The sequence below is a fragment of the Niallia sp. HCP3S3_B10 genome (genome assembly GCF_052064465.1).
In the GTDB taxonomy this organism is placed as follows: domain Bacteria; phylum Bacillota; class Bacilli; order Bacillales; family Cytobacillaceae; genus Niallia; species Niallia hominis.
On sequence record NZ_JBQHVO010000031.1, the window covers coordinates 13,880 to 29,177 of the forward strand.

At 35.7% G+C, this 15,298-nt stretch carries 15 protein-coding genes and 1 riboswitch; of the genes, 9 read left to right on the forward strand and 6 right to left on the reverse strand.

Translation table 11 applies throughout. From position 1 onward, the window contains the following. Window positions 1-121: 121 nt before the first annotated feature. Window positions 122-739: a 3'-5' exonuclease KapD gene (gene kapD / locus ACTNDN_RS14180; protein WP_031536936.1), complete on the forward strand. Its 618-nt coding sequence runs from the start codon at window positions 122-124 to the stop codon at window positions 737-739. Window positions 740-794: 55 nt separating this feature from the next. On the opposite strand, the gene ACTNDN_RS14185 is transcribed toward kapD, so the two are convergent. After that, complete coding sequence (locus tag ACTNDN_RS14185; RefSeq protein WP_441131334.1) at window positions 795-1,184, reverse strand: kinase-associated lipoprotein B; 390 nt, start codon at window positions 1,182-1,184, stop codon at window positions 795-797. 129 nt (window positions 1,185-1,313) lie between these two features. Between ACTNDN_RS14185 and ACTNDN_RS14190 the strand changes: the two genes are divergently transcribed. Beyond that, window positions 1,314-1,829 (forward strand): superoxide dismutase family protein, encoded by a 516-nt coding sequence (locus ACTNDN_RS14190; RefSeq protein WP_031536939.1) that lies wholly within the window; start codon window positions 1,314-1,316, stop codon window positions 1,827-1,829. 779 nt (window positions 1,830-2,608) lie between these two features. On the opposite strand, the gene ACTNDN_RS14195 is transcribed toward ACTNDN_RS14190, so the two are convergent. From ACTNDN_RS14195 to ACTNDN_RS14215, 5 genes are all read right to left on the reverse strand, one after another. After that, on the reverse strand, window positions 2,609-3,883 hold the full coding sequence (locus ACTNDN_RS14195) for an Nramp family divalent metal transporter (protein ID WP_031536940.1): 1,275 nt from the start codon (window positions 3,881-3,883) through the stop codon (window positions 2,609-2,611). 239 nt (window positions 3,884-4,122) lie between these two features. Further along, a complete protein-coding gene (locus tag ACTNDN_RS14200; RefSeq protein ID WP_031536941.1) occupies window positions 4,123-4,662 on the reverse strand; it encodes a polymer-forming cytoskeletal protein in 540 nt (179 codons plus the stop codon). Between the two features lie 359 nt (window positions 4,663-5,021). After that, window positions 5,022-5,843 carry a MetQ/NlpA family ABC transporter substrate-binding protein gene (locus ACTNDN_RS14205; RefSeq protein WP_031536942.1) on the reverse strand — a complete coding sequence of 274 codons (822 nt, stop codon included), beginning with the start codon at window positions 5,841-5,843 and terminating at the stop codon, window positions 5,022-5,024. Between the two features lie 27 nt (window positions 5,844-5,870). Beyond that, the gene (locus tag ACTNDN_RS14210; RefSeq protein WP_031536943.1) at window positions 5,871-6,548 is read right to left on the reverse strand and encodes a methionine ABC transporter permease; all 678 of its coding nucleotides are present in this window, start codon (window positions 6,546-6,548) and stop codon (window positions 5,871-5,873) included. Continuing rightward, a complete protein-coding gene (locus ACTNDN_RS14215) occupies window positions 6,538-7,551 on the reverse strand; it encodes a methionine ABC transporter ATP-binding protein (protein WP_031536944.1) in 1,014 nt (337 codons plus the stop codon). Before ACTNDN_RS14215 ends, ACTNDN_RS14210 begins: the two co-directional genes overlap by 11 nt. A gap of 117 nt (window positions 7,552-7,668) precedes the next feature. Further along, window positions 7,669-7,775, reverse strand: a riboswitch (SAM riboswitch). Between the two features lie 171 nt (window positions 7,776-7,946). On the opposite strand from ACTNDN_RS14215, the gene ACTNDN_RS14220 reads away from it, so the two are divergent. The 7 genes from ACTNDN_RS14220 to ACTNDN_RS14250 all read left to right on the forward strand — a co-directional run bounded on the left by ACTNDN_RS14220 (window position 7,947) and on the right by ACTNDN_RS14250 (window position 15,262). Continuing rightward, window positions 7,947-8,207 (forward strand): DUF1871 family protein, encoded by a 261-nt coding sequence (locus ACTNDN_RS14220; RefSeq protein WP_031536945.1) that lies wholly within the window; start codon window positions 7,947-7,949, stop codon window positions 8,205-8,207. Window positions 8,208-8,446: 239 nt separating this feature from the next. Continuing rightward, a complete protein-coding gene (locus ACTNDN_RS14225; protein ID WP_031536946.1) occupies window positions 8,447-8,947 on the forward strand; it encodes an Lrp/AsnC family transcriptional regulator in 501 nt (166 codons plus the stop codon). After that, a complete protein-coding gene (locus tag ACTNDN_RS14230; protein ID WP_031536947.1) occupies window positions 8,947-10,119 on the forward strand; it encodes an aminotransferase in 1,173 nt (390 codons plus the stop codon). The genes ACTNDN_RS14225 and ACTNDN_RS14230 overlap by 1 nt, the downstream gene beginning before the upstream one ends. Window positions 10,120-10,396: 277 nt before the next feature. Next, window positions 10,397-10,804, forward strand: coding sequence for a S1 domain-containing post-transcriptional regulator GSP13 (yugI, locus tag ACTNDN_RS14235; RefSeq protein ID WP_031536948.1), 408 nt, complete (start codon window positions 10,397-10,399; stop codon window positions 10,802-10,804). A 243-nt stretch (window positions 10,805-11,047) separates the two neighbouring features. Then, on the forward strand, window positions 11,048-12,259 hold the full coding sequence (locus tag ACTNDN_RS14240; protein WP_031536949.1) for an ornithine--oxo-acid transaminase: 1,212 nt from the start codon (window positions 11,048-11,050) through the stop codon (window positions 12,257-12,259). A gap of 253 nt (window positions 12,260-12,512) precedes the next feature. Beyond that, window positions 12,513-13,676 carry an iron-containing alcohol dehydrogenase gene (locus tag ACTNDN_RS14245; protein ID WP_031536950.1) on the forward strand — a complete coding sequence of 388 codons (1,164 nt, stop codon included), beginning with the start codon at window positions 12,513-12,515 and terminating at the stop codon, window positions 13,674-13,676. A gap of 239 nt (window positions 13,677-13,915) precedes the next feature. Next, window positions 13,916-15,262: a glucose-6-phosphate isomerase gene (locus tag ACTNDN_RS14250; RefSeq protein WP_031536951.1), complete on the forward strand. Its 1,347-nt coding sequence runs from the start codon at window positions 13,916-13,918 to the stop codon at window positions 15,260-15,262. Window positions 15,263-15,298: the final 36 nt, after the last annotated feature.

The window sequence follows — 15,298 nt, forward strand, 5'->3', positions numbered from 1 at the left end:
AAGTAGATAAATATCGGAATCAGCTTAAGGATAAACAAAAAATGGAGATATTCTTCAAAAAGGAAGAACTGCTAAAGACGCACGATTCATGTGAAATATCGATGAAAAAGAAGGTGAAAGAATGGAAAAGCAACAGTATTTATTTATTGACTTTGAATTCACCATGCCAGAGAAAAGTATTAAGTTTAAGGGGTTTTATCCTGAAATTATTGAGGTTGGTATCGTAGCCGTTGTAGATGATTCAATAAGGGAACAGTTTTCTTCTTATGTAGCACCCCGTAAGTTTTCAACACTCTCAAGGAGATGCAAATCTTTTCTACATATTTCACAAGAACAAGTAAATAATGGGATGTCATTCAATGGTTTAATGAAAAAACTGGAGAAAGTTTGCGCAGGATATCAAAATACCATTGTTACATGGGGAAATATGGATATGAAAGTGCTGAAGGATAATTGTCAGAAAGCACACATTCCATTTACGCTTCATTGTAAGGAAGTAGATTTGTCCATGGAATATAAGCGCTTTTTTGGAGATAAAAACCAAACGGGCTTATGGAAAGCAGTTAGGGAGTATGGGAGGGAAGGAACAGGAAAACATCATCGTGCGCTAGATGATGCATTAACCACATACCATATTTTCAAACTTGTGGAACAAGATAAAAAATATATGGGGAAGTCCAATCCACCAACAATAGGAGATTTAATTGACATGTCCAAATTACTTAATAAGTTTGCTTAAAAAAGACGAAGATATCATTCCTCGTCTTTTTTTATTTGAACTTCTATTGTAATGCTTAAGATAACTTATAAAATTCTGCATTAAGTATTTCTAAGTTTTTCAAGCTTAGCGCAGCAAATTCTGAATCGTCTTTTTGAAGCTCTTGACGCATTTTTTCTAAAGCTACTTGCAAGGATTGGTTATAAGCGGGGATTGTTTCCTCCGAATATAGCTTAACCATCTTTTTGGGAGCATTCATATGTTCCCGATAGGAAAGTGCTTTTCGTTCATGAAAAATCTCTACCATTGCTTCTTTCGGATGATGTAAATCTCCCTGCATTGGATGTTTTAATACAGCAAGTACACGCACTAAATAACTTTGTGGTCGTATATCTGTTATTTCCCCTATATATTTTCCCGTTTTATAAAAGGCGGTCACGATAGAACCGATAGGTAGTTCTGACAAGAAAATCCCTCCATCTGCTATTTCCTTTTATAGTATCATAAATAATCTTTTTTTGATAAACGAGAATAAACTGCATATTAGTGAAGTTTTTTCAAATACTAATACCAAACCGTCTATGGAGGAAGAAAGATGAAAAAACTGTGTTTATTGGCGATTATTCCCCTTTTCCTATCCGGTTGTGCGGCAGGTGAAGTTACAAAAGTAAAAGTAGTCATGTATAATGATGTGGGCGATTCTTTAGGAACAATCGAGCTACAAGAACAATCGGCAGGAGTGAAGTTAGCACTTGATTTAAAAGGCCTAACTCCAGGGATTCATGGTATTCATATTCATGAGACAAATAAATGTGATGCCCCTGATTTTAAATCTGCAGGAAATCATTTTAATCCAGACAATAAAGAGCATGGATTGCTACATCCAGAAGGTGCCCATGCAGGTGATTTACCTAATATTTTGGTGAAAGAAGATGGCACAGTAAAAGCAGAGCTTATGGCGCCACAAGTAACACTTAGAGATGGTAAAACATCATTGTTTTCAAAGGAAGGAACTTCTATTGTTATTACAGAACAACAGGATGATGGAATGACACAACCAGCCGGTGATTCTGGTGAAAGAATTGCATGTGGTGCTATAAAGAAGAAATAGAAAAAAGACGAGGCTGAGACAAAACTAAATAACTAATCTTTAAAGACGAACAATCTCTAATTCAGCTCTTAAATATAGTCAAGTGTAAAACTAAGTCGTTCCATTGCGCTACAGACACTCGATGCGCCGGGGAGGAAGCTGAGCCTCCTCGCTGCGAGGGCACTGAAAAAGTCTGGTTCTCCACATAAAATGAGGTTTTATTTATTTGAAAGCGAATAATAAGTTGGTTTGGAGAGGCGTCCGCTCGACTCCTACGGGAGATGTGAGAAAGTCCGAGACCCTACAGGAGCGTGAGCTGTGAAGCGGCTCGGCGCTCGCCCCAATGAGTCATGTGGGCACCTCGGAAAACAATTTACACATCTAAGTTTAAAAGGCAGTTACGGCCAATCATCAATAGCTATCAGTTTTTCAGTGCCCTCCCTTGCTGCACTGCGGGGTCTCAGCCTTTCCTCTATTTCCCGCAGGAGTCGAGTGTCTTCCGCTCCATTCCACTTCATTTTTTAAACTTTATTCCAAACCAACAAACACGAACTTTTATGTATATTAACTACATGAAAGTTCGTGTTTTTTATTAGTTGAAATGCTTATGTCACAGCTTCGTCTTTTTACTTGGAATAAGCTTTTTATCCCAATCTTAAACTTCAGTAAGACTAGCCCCTCTCGACTTAGAAGAACTCGAGATAGTGTTAGTCTTACGTCCGTAAAGTAAGGATGGTTCAACTAACCAACAGCAGGGAAATGTAGACAACTCACTGATGGAAGTTTGAGTTTATCCTTACCTATTGAAATGTTTGTATAAGAATAAAGATATTTAATGAAACAATTAAAATAGCCATTATCCACGATATTACCGTAATCCATTTTGTGTTTACTAGACTTCCCATAATGCGTTTTGTACTAGTAAACATTATTAACGGAATAAGAGCAAAGCCGATTCCGAAAGATAAGATTACTTGGCTTGCAACAAGTGCAGTAGTTGGATTAATGCCAAGTGCAATGATGGCAATAGGTGGGACCATCGTAATGACCCTTCTTACATAAAGCGGAATACGAAAATGGATGAATCCCTGCATAATGACATCTCCGGACATTGTACCAACAGATGAGCTAGATAGTCCTGCGATTAATAATCCTAAACCAAATAAAGTGGCTGAAATAGGACTAACTAATTCTCCAAAATAATGAAAGGCTATATCTAAATCTTCCACAAATAATCCATTTTTATGGAACAATGCACTGGAGACGATGAGCATTGCCCCATTAATAAACCCTGCAATCAACATGGCAATAAGAATATCGATGAATTCAAAACGAAAAATTTGTTTTTTCTCTCTATCTGTTTCACCAACAATCCTTTTCTGTGTTAATGCAGAATGTAAATAAATAGCATGTGGCATCACGGTTGCACCTAGTATCCCTGCTGCTAAAATAACGCTATCTATCCCATCGAATTGAGGGGTAAATAACCCGTGGAATAAAGATGAAACATCTGGCTTTGCGAAGAACATTTGAACGATAAAAGAAAGGACCACAATGAATAGCATGGCGGTAATGCCTGCTTCTAAGGAACGATACCCCCGTCGTTGTAATTCAAGAATAGCAAAAGAGCCGACTGCAGCAATAAGACTTGCTTCTAATAAAGGGATACCAAAAAGAAGATATATACCGAGTGCTGCACCGATAAACTCTGCTAAATCAGTTGCCATAATGACAAGTTCGCCCTGTATCCATAATCCGATAGAAACTGGTTTTGGAAACTCTTCTCTTGCGACTTCAGCTAAGTTTTTTCCTGTAGCAATCCCCAATTTTGCTGACAATGATTGAATAATTAATGCCATGATGTTGGAGAAAAGAATAACCCATAATAATAGATACCCATATTTCGAGCCTGCAGCAATATTTGTTGCAAAATTTCCAGGATCAATATAGGCAATCGCAGCAATAAAAGCTGGACCTAAAAACGGGAGTATTCTTTTTAAGCCTTTAACATCTTCGCCTAATATACTTTTGGCAGATTTAGAATGAATATTTTCTATTGATTGATATTTTCGCATTTTTTCACCTGATTTTACTTTGGTTTAAAAAGTTTCATCAACGCAACTTTTATATAAAAGATATTCTTAAATTAGAAAATTGTCAATCTATTTATATAATTTATTATAGGTAATTTTTTGGAAATAATGAGAGGGGATTATTGGAAGCCTTTGTAAAGCGCTTTTTCTTTCATAGCGGTTAGATAGGAAGGATAAAAAAATCCTAGCTGAATAGTCAGCTAGGATACCTAAAAAGCATATTATTGTACTTCTTGAGCACCGGTTACTTCTCCATCAATTACAGCAGATGCTTTGAATTCATCACTCTTGTAATAAACATTACCATCTACTTTTGCAGTAGCATCAACAGTGAAACCATTAGCTTCTACATAAACATCTCCTGCAAATGTACCACCTTGAATTTTGAAGTTTTCACTTTGCACTGTCATTTTAGGAGCAGTTAATGTGAAAGAATCAATGATGTTATGATCGTCATCTTGTGTATAAAGGGCAAGTTTACGGTAAATGTCTTTAGCAGCATCCCCTTTATCGTGGAATTCTCCTGCTACAACAATGTCACTGTCTACTGTTAAATCTTGAAGTGTTGCAACAATCCAAGTTCCATTTTCACTTAATGCACTTGTTAATGCATCGGCTTCATTTACGATAGATGCAGTTGTAACTACATCAGCTGACTCTTCAGCCTTTTCTTCTTTTGGTTCTGACTCTGTATTCCCACAAGCTGTTAAAAGTGCTCCTGCTAAAATAGAAGCAAGTAAAACTTTTGGTGTAATTTTCATGATTGGTTCCCCCTATATTGTCTTGGTTTATGTGAATGGATTCACAATACAACATTATATTAACACATACACTGTAGTTATAGAGAGGGGAGGTGTGTCCAATTTGTGAAAGAAATAAGGTGAAAATGTGACTTTATTTTAATAGTCTGAAAATTACATCACCACTTAAACGGCAACAAAACGCAGCCACAAACTTAGGAGAATATGAGTAATATTTGTGTGTGTTCAACTGTCTGTATAGATATGCATGGTTCGTTTCTTAAAATCTGTTTGGAAAGAACAAAAAAATCAAGCGAGCTACGATATAATGGAAAATATCCAGTGTAGCCCGCTTGATCTTTATTTATTTATTTATTTATTTATTTCATCCATTCAGGCTTTCCGAAGCCTTCAAATTCTTCATCAATAACTTTTTCGAATTCAGGTGATTCAACAGCTGCTTTAATATCTTTAGCAAATGTAGCATCTAAATCTTTTGTATTAACAACTACACGGTTACGATATTGATCCAGCATATTTTCTAGTTGTAGTGCATTCAATAAATCCATTTTAGCTGCTAGTGCGAAGTTACCAGGAACAGCTGATAAGTCTACACTGTCAACAGCGCGAGGTAGCTGTGCTGCTTCAATCGTTTCGAATTTCAGATTTTTAACATTATTTGTCACATCTTTATCAGACACAGTTAATGGGTCTGCATCTTCATCAATTTCAATTAGACCAGCATCTTTTAAAATTAAGAAAGCACGAGCTGCGTTGGTAGGATCATTTGGAATAGCAATTGTTGCACCATCTGTAATGTCTTCCAAACTGTCAAATTTATTCGAATAAATGCCCATTGGAGCAGTTGGCACAGAAATTAACTCAGATATCTCTATGTTATTTTGTTCGGCAAAAGATTCCATGTAAATTTTATGTTGAAACAGATTTGCATCAATGCTTCCTTCTGCTAACGCATTATTAGGCTGTACATAGTCTGTGAATTCTGTAACTTCTACTTTATACCCTTTATCTTCTAGAATTGGTTTTATTGCTTTTTCCACCATATCTGCATAAGGACCAGATGTTGCACCTATATTAATCTCTTTTTTATCACCACTGTCGGCATTGTCTTTCTCTTCTCCACATGCACTTAGTACACTAAATGATAATAGTAATAGAATTCCTAAAAGTAATTTTTTCATTGTCTTTTCCTCCTAAGGTATATATGTTTAACGCTTATCCAGTGCTTTTGACAGTTTATCTCCGAAAAATTGGATGATTTGGACTAAGCAGATGAGAACAACAACAGTTGTAATCATTACAGTATTATCATAACGATAATAGCCATACTGAATGGCAAGGTCACCAACTCCGCCGCCGCCGACAATTCCTGCCATGGCTGAATAAGCAATTAAATTTATAATCGTAATGGTAATACCTTGAATGATTCCTGGTCTTGCTTCAGGTATCAATACTTGCCAAATAATCATCCAGGGCGATGCCCCAATAGCTACAGAAGCTTCAATTACCCCTTTATCAATCTCTCGAAAAGCTTGTTCCACTATTCTTGCAAAAAAAGGAATGGCAGCAACGGATAAAGAAACCGAAGCAGCAGTAGGTCCAATGGTTGTGTTTGTAATCCATTTTGCTAAAGGTAATAGTGCAATTAATAGGATGATAAATGGAATGGAGCGGACCATATTTACAACAAACCCTACAATATTTTTAATAATGGGATTTTCTAGAAATAATCCTTTATCTGTAACAAATAGAAGAATTCCTATCGGTAAACCCACAATAATAGCCACAACAATAGAAATACCAACCATATATAATGTTTCAAAAAAAGCAGAATTTAAATCAGGAAGTAATTCTATAATATAATGCCAATCAATACTAAGAGGCATGGTGGATCACCTCCACGTTTTTAGTACGACCTTTAATATACGCAATCGCTTTTGTAATTTCATCATCAGCACCTGTTAATTCCATAATAAAAATTCCAAGTGGGTTGTTTTGAATGTATTCAATCTTTCCATGAAGAATATTTCCTTTAACTGAATATTGTTGGAAAGCATCCGATATAATTCCTTCTTCTGCAATAACTCCTTGGAAGGTAACCTTAATAATTTTTCCTGTTCGTTCTTCTAATAGATGGCTTGGTAATTCAAATTGAAGAATGCTATTTACAAAACTTTTTGTAAGTTCTTGTCTTGGGTTAGCGAACATATCGTATACAGGCCCTTCTTCAATTACCTTTCCAGCTTCCATAACAGCCATGCGATCACAAATATCTTTTACAACTTCCATTTCATGGGTGATTAAAACGATGGTTAAGCCAAGTTCCTTATTAATTTTTTTTAACAATGCTAGAATTGATTTCGTTGTACTTGGATCCAGAGCAGAAGTTGCCTCATCACAAAGGAGAACGGTTGGGTTATTGGCAAGTGCCCTTGCAATCCCTACCCTTTGTTTTTGCCCACCACTTAATTGGGCAGGAAAGACGTCTTTTTTATCGGTTAATCCTACCATATCGAGTAGCTCTAAAACCCGGGTATGGATTTTTTTTGATGGTAAATTTGCCGCTTTAAGAGCGAAAGCGATATTTTCATATACGGTTTTACTACTAACAAGATAGAAGTGTTGGAAGATCATTCCTATTTTTAATCGAGCAGCTCTTAATTGTCTTTGATTCAATTTTGTTAAAGATATATTATCGATAATGATTTCGCCACTAGTAGGCTTTTCCAATAGATTAAGACAACGAAGAAGCGAGCTTTTTCCAGCACCGCTATAGCCTACGATTCCAAAGATTTCTCCTTTTTGTATGGATAAGGAAACATGGTCTACACCTATAACTTGTTCTTTCTTTGTGTTATATACCTTCACCAAATCGTTAATTTGTATCATTAGAAACTTCAAATCCCCCTTTACATGAACATTTTTCGACTATACTAGAATGTTAAAACCTCCTATAACATAAAAAAACTTCTTTCATTTGAAAGAAGTATCGTATGCATATAGCCGATCTTATCTTTCAGAATAAGTAATTCTGCAGGAGTTAGCACCTTCCTTTAGGAAAGGAGGTTGCTGGATGTCATCGGGCCTGTTCCCTCAATCTCTCTTGATAAGTAAATATGAAATTTTCACTAAATGAATAATAAAACTAAAATACTGAATTGTCAATATAAATTTACAATTTGCAACACACTAAAAGCTTGATTGGATCCCACTTTTTGAACTATGTTCTTTAAGTAGATATATGATAGAATGGTTTTTAGCAAAATGGAACAAAGGGTGACAGAATGAATAGTCAAGAAATGAATTTAGAATTTGTGCGTCTGTTAAATGAATGGGATCCCTTTTCAATAGGGGAAGGGAATTATGATACCGAAATTGCTGATATTCTACAAGCAATCCACGATTTAGATAAGGAAGAAGAGTTAGCAAATGCTATCCAAGCAATTTATGAATTTTCTTTTGAAGAAACGATTCCTTTGGAGAAGTGCTTCACAATCTCGAAAAAACTTATGACCATAAAACGTAGCGGCATCTGTTCACTATAAGGACAGGAAGATGTGTTTAAACAATCTTTATCTGGTCTGAATTCATTCTGTTGGCAAAGTTTAAACTTCGCCTTCGGGTGGATTCCTATCATTAATCCAATGGAAAATGTTCTTTACGCTACCTCTTTTAGAAGCAATGGAGATTAACTAAAAACGAAAGCCCAAAATTAAAAATGTACGAAAAGTTTAGGGATAATTTGATATAATGAGAATATTTCAAGGCGAGCAGGAGGATGAACATGAAATTAACAGAAAAAGAAATTGAGATTGCTGAAATTCTGGAAAAAGATGCAAGGGTATCGGACGAAGATATAGCAAAAATGATAGGTGTAGAGTTAGAAAAAACAAAAGAAATGATTACTAAATTAGAGACAGAAAGTATAGTTGTGCGCTATACGTCCATTGTTGATTGGTCAAAAGTGGAAGGTCATGAAGGGGTTACCGCCATGATTGACGTCAAGGTTACTCCTAAAAGAGGTGTTGGCTTTGATGATGTTGCACAAAGAATTTATCGATTCAAGGAAGTTAAGTCTCTCTATTTAATGTCTGGGGCATATGATTTATCGGTAATTATTGAAGGGAAATCCATGAATGAAGTGGCAAGATTTGTTTCCGAAAAGCTATCAACTCTTGATTCTGTAATTTCGACCACTACTCACTTTATTTTGAAACAATATAAGCATGATGGAACAATATTTGAACCTTCAGATGATGATAAAAGAATTGTGGTGTCACCATAATGAAGCAAACAAAAAGCTATATTGCACAGAAAGTAGAGGAAATGAAGCCATCTGGAATACGCAGATTTTTTGATCTAGCATCCAGTATGGAAGGAGTTGTTTCTCTCGGTGTAGGAGAACCAGACTTTGTTACTTCTTGGTCAACAAGAGAGGCAGCAATTTTATCACTGGAACAAGGATATACCTCTTATACTGCCAATCCAGGGCTATTAGAGCTTCGCGAGGAAATTAGTCATTATATGAAAAAAAGATTTTTGGTTTCCTATGAACCGACTTCTGAAATAATCGTTACTGTTGGTGCTAGTCAGGCAATAGACATCGCTTTACGGGCTATACTTAACCAGGGAGAAGAAGTTATTGTTGTAGAACCGTGCTTTGTTTCTTATGCACCATTAGTAACCCTAGCTGGGGGAGTGCCAATTCCTGTTCAAAGCTTAAAAGAGAATGATTTCAAAATCAAGCCACATCAGTTAGAAGAGGTAATAACCGACCGTACAAAAGCAATAATGATTTGTTCGCCGAATAATCCTACAGGAACAACCCTTTCAAAAGCTGAGTTAGTAAACATCGTGGAAGTTGCAGAAAAACATGATTTGCTTATTCTTTCTGATGAAATATATGCAGAGCTTTGCTATGATGAAGAATATACAAGTACAGCAGCAATAAATAGCGCGTGGGAGCGTACCATTCTTCTATCTGGTTTTTCGAAGGGGTTTGCAATGACTGGTTGGAGATTAGGGTTTGTGTGTGGACCAGAGGAATTAATCCAAGCGATGCTGAAAATCCATCAGTACAGTTTAATGTGCGCGCCGACAATGGCACAATATGCTGGACTTGAAGCATTAAGAAGTGGTCAAAATGATGTCGAAGAAATGAAGAAAAGTTATCGACGCAGAAGGAATTTTATTGTGCAATCTTTAAATGACATGGGGCTAAATTGCCATTTGCCTGGAGGAGCTTTTTATGCGTTTCCTGATATAACCGCAACAAAGATGACATCTGAAACATTTGCTGAAAAGCTATTGATAGAAGAGAAGGTAGCGGTTGTACCAGGTAGTGTTTTCGGAGAAAGTGGAGAAGGGCATGTTCGGTGTTCATATGCTTCCTCGTTACAACAATTGCAGGAAGCAATGAAAAGAATGAATCGTTTTGTAGAGAAACATACGCATTAAGCTAAAAAGAGGTGTTTTAAAAGAAAATCTTCACCATACATTATGTTGTGGATTTTCTTTTATGACACCTTTTTTTATATGAAACGTGTAGTTCAGTCATCATTGATAGTATGACCTAATGGGGTTTACTCGTACATTCAAGACAATAGATTACACAAATTATATAAGGGAATTATATTAGTGAAAATAAATCCTTTTGTATAAATGTCAGATATGTGATATAATCTTATAATGCGTATAAAAGGAAATATTAATATAAACAATTAGGAGTGTTCTCATGTCAGATAAAATCGAAGTTGGAAGTGTTATTAAAGGAAAGGTTACAGGTATTCAGCCTTACGGAGCGTTTGTTTCTTTGGATGAAAATACACAAGGTTTAGTTCATATCTCTGAAGTAACACATGGTTACGTAAAAGATATCAATGAGTTTTTAAAAGTTGGAGATGAAGTGAACGTTAAAGTTCTTTCCATTGATGAAAATGCTGGTAAAATTGGTCTTTCTATCCGCGCTACAGAAGAAGCACCTGCACAACCAGAAGCTGCAAAAGCAAAAAAACCTCGTCCTAAACGTCAAACAGCTGCTTCTGTAGCTGAAACAGAAAACGTACAAGGCTTCAATACATTAAAAGATAAATTACAAGAATGGATTGAACAATCTAATCGTAATGATTTAATTAAAAAATAATTAGTTTTATAAAAAAAGACTGTTGAAAAGGCTAATGCTTCATTTGATTTCATTTGAGGGCTGCTGCTTTGGGGCAGTCTTTTTTTTGTCGTTTTTGCTATTATTAAGCAGGTTATTGACACATAATAAAAGCATAAAATGAATTTTTAGAAAATAGCGCTAATAAAATCTATCCTTCTTTAATAAAATCAGCTAAAGTTAATGTAAAGGTCTTTACATATATAAATGGGGAAGGATGATTGGATGGTTCAAGAATTTAAATCTACTTCATTAATAGAACAGTCAGAGAAATATGGAGCGAAAAATTATAATCCATTGCCAATAGTGATTTCCGAAGCAGAAGGTGTTTGGATAACTGATCCAGAAGGAAATAAATATATGGATATGTTAAGTGCTTATTCTGCTTTAAATCAAGGTCATCGTCATCCGAAAATAATTGAAGCCTTGAAGAGACAGGCAGATCGTGTTACTTTAACATCACGGGCTTTTCACCATGATCAATTAGGTCCTTGGTATGAAAAAATAAGTACACTAACGAACAAAGAAATGGTTCTACCGATGAATACTGGAGCAGAAGCGGTAGAAACGGCTATTAAAGCTGCAAGAAGATGGGCTTATGATTGTAAAGGTGTAGAAAAAGATAAAGCAGAATTAATTGTGTGTGAGGGGAATTTTCACGGAAGAACAATGGGAGCTGTATCCCTTTCCTCTGATGAGGAGTATAAGCGGGGATTTGGACCGATGCTACCAGGTATAAAGATAATCCCCTATGGTGATATAAATCGATTGAAAGAAGCTATTACAGAGCATACGGCGGCATTCATTGTTGAACCAATTCAAGGAGAAGCTGGAATCATCATTCCTCCCGAAGGTTTCATGGAAGCGGCATATCAATTATGTAAGGAAAACAATGTCCTCTTTATTGCCGATGAAATTCAAACAGGTCTATCGAGAACAGGTAAATTATTTGCAAGTGAATGGTATGGGATTGAACCAGATATGTATATATTAGGTAAAGCACTGGGAGCTGGTGTATTTCCTATCTCATGTGTGGTTGCAGATAAGAACATATTAGGAGTATTTAATCCAGGTTCCCACGGATCAACATTTGGAGGCAATCCAATGGCATGCGCTGTATCCATTGCTGCATTAGATGTAATCGTAGAAGAGAATTTAACAGACCGTTCTGCAAACTTAGGAAATTATTTCCTGGAAAAATTAGCTGAAATTAACAATCCGATTATTAAAGATATTAGAGGAAGAGGATTATTTATAGGGGTAGAATTAACGGTTGAAGCTAGACCCTATTGTGAAAAGCTAAAAGAAGTAGGTTTATTATGTAAAGAAACACATGAAACGGTCATCCGTTTTGCACCTCCATTAACGATTACCATTGAAGAGTTAGATTGGGCTTTAGAGCGAATTAAGCAAGTATTAAATGTAAACAATCAATAAAATAAAAATATATAGTTAAAAGCTGGCTGGAAGGTCAGCTTTATTAAGTTAGATGGATAAAGTGATAGATACCTAATAAAGAAGCTTCTCCTTACTTGGGGCTTACTATAGGATAAGTGATCAAGAGGATACATATACTATTTGTCGGCTGCATAAGCTTAATCTTTTGATTTTCATAGAAGTTTGTTTAATAATAAGTCATACACTAGGTTTTACATTATTAATTCTTAAAAAATGGAATGGAGGCATTTATTTGGAAAACTTTATTTTTTATAATCCGACAAAACTTATTTTTGGTAAAGGTCAATTAGAACAATTAAAAGATCAATTAGCCTCATATGGGAAGAAGATTCTCTTCGTTTACGGTGGGGGAAGTATTAAGAAAAATGGTCTATACGATAAAGTAATGACTATTTTAAATGAAAATGGCAAAGAAGTATTTGAATTATCTGGTGTAGAGCCAAATCCCCGATTAACTACTGTACAGCGTGGAGTTGATATTTGTAAAACAGAAGGAATCGATTTTATATTAGCCGTCGGTGGAGGAAGTGTTATTGACTGTACAAAGGCCATTGCTGCAGGTGCAAAATTTGATGGCAACCCATGGGAGTTTATTACAAAAAAAGCAGCTCCAAAAGCAGCTTTACCGTTTGGAACAGTTCTAACACTAGCTGCAACTGGGTCAGAAATGAATGCAGGCTCTGTTATTACAAATTGGGAAACGCAAGAAAAAGTTGGCTGGGGAAGTCCATTTACATTCCCTGTGTTTTCTATTCTAGATCCGGAAAATACTTATACAGTTCCTAAAGATCAAACGATTTATGGAATCGTGGATATGATGTCACATGTTTTTGAACATTATTTCCACCTAGAAGAGCATACAGAACTTCAAGATTATATGTGCGAATCTGTATTGAAAACGGTCATAGAGTTTGGTCCGAAGCTTGTTAATGACTTAGACAATTATGAATATCGAGCTGCAATTTTATATTGTGGAACGATGGCTCTTAATGGAATGCTTAATATGGGGTACCGTGGAGACTGGGCTTCACATAACATTGAGCATGCTGTTTCTGCCGTATATGATATACCTCATGGTGGTGGCCTTGCAATCCTATTTCCTAATTGGATGAAACATAACTTATCTGTAAAACCGGAACGCTTTAAACAATTAGCTGTTAGAGTGTTTGGGGTGGATCCTGAAGGGAAAACAGCGGAAGAAGCTGGACTTGAGGGAATTGAGAAGCTTCGTGCTTTTTGGAATGACTTAGGGGCACCTTCTCGTTTGGCTGATTACGATATTGATGATAGTAAGCTTGATTTAATGGTCCAAAAAGCAATGGTAAATGGTGGATTTGGTAATTTTAAAGTGTTGAACGACAAAGATGTTTTAGCGATTTATAAAGCATCTTTATAAAAGAATAAATGAAAAAACATACAAACAATTTATGCTAATTGTTTGTATGTTTTTTCGCTGGAATAATCGTATTCCCTTTCTTATGGGGATAATAGAGAATTAAAAATGAAAAATTGGTGAAAAATGAAAAAAAAAGAAGTTGTATCCGTTTTCATAATGAGTTCTATCTTGATTCCTTTTTCTACTTCCGATAAAGTGGAAGAGGAGTATAAATAAATATTATAATTGGAGGATCATTTATGACACACGTTCGTTTTGATTACTCAAAGGCATTAAGTTTCTTTGGAGAGCACGAAATTACATATTTAGAAGATGCAGTGAAAGTTGCCCATCATTCCTTACATGAAAAAACTGGACAAGGAAGCGATTTTCTTGGATGGATAGATCTTCCTGTTGATTATGATAAAGAAGAATTTGCTCGCATTCAAAAAGCGGCAGAAAAAATTAAAAGTGACTCAGAAGTTTTGCTTGTAATTGGTATCGGCGGTTCTTACCTTGGAGCTCGCGCTGCGATTGAAATGCTAAATCACAGTTTCTATAATTCTTTATCAAAAGAAAAAAGAAACACACCACAAATTATCTTTATTGGAAAAGATATTAGCTCTACATATATGAGTGATGTCATTGATTTCCTTGGGGATAAAGATTTCTCTATTAATGTTATTTCTAAATCTGGAACAACTACAGAACCAGCTATTGCATTCCGTATTTTCCGTAAATTATTAGAACAAAAATATGGAGTAGAAGAAGCAAGAACAAGAATTTATGCTACTACTGATAAAGCAAGAGGTGCATTAAAAACGCTTGCTACAGAAGAAGGATATGAATCATTTATTATTCCTGATGATGTTGGTGGACGTTATTCTGTTTTAACACCAGTTGGTTTATTACCAATCGCTGTTAGTGGCGCTGATATTACAGCAATGATGGAAGGTGCAGCAGCAGCTAGAACTGATTTCGGTACATCAGAATTGAAAAACAACATTGCCTATCAATACGCAGCAGTTCGTAATGTTCTTTATAACAAAGGAAAAACAATTGAAATGTTGATTAACTACGAACCAGGATTACAATATTTCTCCGAATGGTGGAAGCAATTGTTTGGCGAAAGTGAAGGAAAAGACCAAAAAGGTATTTATCCTTCTTCTGCAAACTTCTCAACTGACCTACATTCATTAGGACAATATGTTCAAGAAGGTCGTCGTGATATTTTTGAAACAATTGTAAAAGTGGACAAGCCTCGTCATGAGCTTGTTATTGAAGCAGAAGAAAATGATTTAGATGGATTAAATTATCTTGCTGGTCAAACTATTGACTTTGTTAACAATAAAGCGTTTGAAGGAACACTTCTAGCACATACAGATGGAGGAGTACCAAACCTAATTGTTAGCATTCCGGAAATGAATGAGTATACGTTTGGATATCTAGTATACTTCTTTGAAAAAGCTTGTGCGATTAGTGGTTATTTATTAGGTGTGAACCCATTTGATCAACCAGGAGTTGAAGCATACAAAGTTAATATGTTTGCTTTACTTGGTAAACCAGGATTTGAAGAGAAAAAGGCTGAACTAGAAAGTCGTTTATAAGTCATATTAAAAGAGCTATCGATAACTCAGAAATTC

Bases quoted from the DNA above. Each gene is read 5' to 3' on its own strand.
- kapD (WP_031536936.1), top strand. From the start codon at position 122: ATGGAAAAGCAACAGTATTTATTTATTGACTTTGAATTCACCATGCCA.
- ACTNDN_RS14190 (WP_031536939.1), top strand. From the start codon at position 1,314: ATGAAAAAACTGTGTTTATTGGCGATTATTCCCCTTTTCCTATCCGGT.
- ACTNDN_RS14195 (WP_031536940.1), bottom strand. From the start codon at position 3,883: ATGCGAAAATATCAATCAATAGAAAATATTCATTCTAAATCTGCCAAA.
- ACTNDN_RS14200 (WP_031536941.1), bottom strand. From the start codon at position 4,662: ATGAAAATTACACCAAAAGTTTTACTTGCTTCTATTTTAGCAGGAGCA.
- ACTNDN_RS14205 (WP_031536942.1), bottom strand. From the start codon at position 5,843: ATGAAAAAATTACTTTTAGGAATTCTATTACTATTATCATTTAGTGTA.
- ACTNDN_RS14210 (WP_031536943.1), bottom strand. From the start codon at position 6,548: ATGCCTCTTAGTATTGATTGGCATTATATTATAGAATTACTTCCTGAT.
- ACTNDN_RS14215 (WP_031536944.1), bottom strand. From the start codon at position 7,551: ATGATACAAATTAACGATTTGGTGAAGGTATATAACACAAAGAAAGAA.
- ACTNDN_RS14220 (WP_031536945.1), top strand. From the start codon at position 7,947: ATGAATAGTCAAGAAATGAATTTAGAATTTGTGCGTCTGTTAAATGAA.
- ACTNDN_RS14225 (WP_031536946.1), top strand. From the start codon at position 8,447: ATGAAATTAACAGAAAAAGAAATTGAGATTGCTGAAATTCTGGAAAAA.
- ACTNDN_RS14230 (WP_031536947.1), top strand. From the start codon at position 8,947: ATGAAGCAAACAAAAAGCTATATTGCACAGAAAGTAGAGGAAATGAAG.
- yugI (WP_031536948.1), top strand. From the start codon at position 10,397: ATGTCAGATAAAATCGAAGTTGGAAGTGTTATTAAAGGAAAGGTTACA.
- ACTNDN_RS14240 (WP_031536949.1), top strand. From the start codon at position 11,048: ATGGTTCAAGAATTTAAATCTACTTCATTAATAGAACAGTCAGAGAAA.
- ACTNDN_RS14250 (WP_031536951.1), top strand. From the start codon at position 13,916: ATGACACACGTTCGTTTTGATTACTCAAAGGCATTAAGTTTCTTTGGA.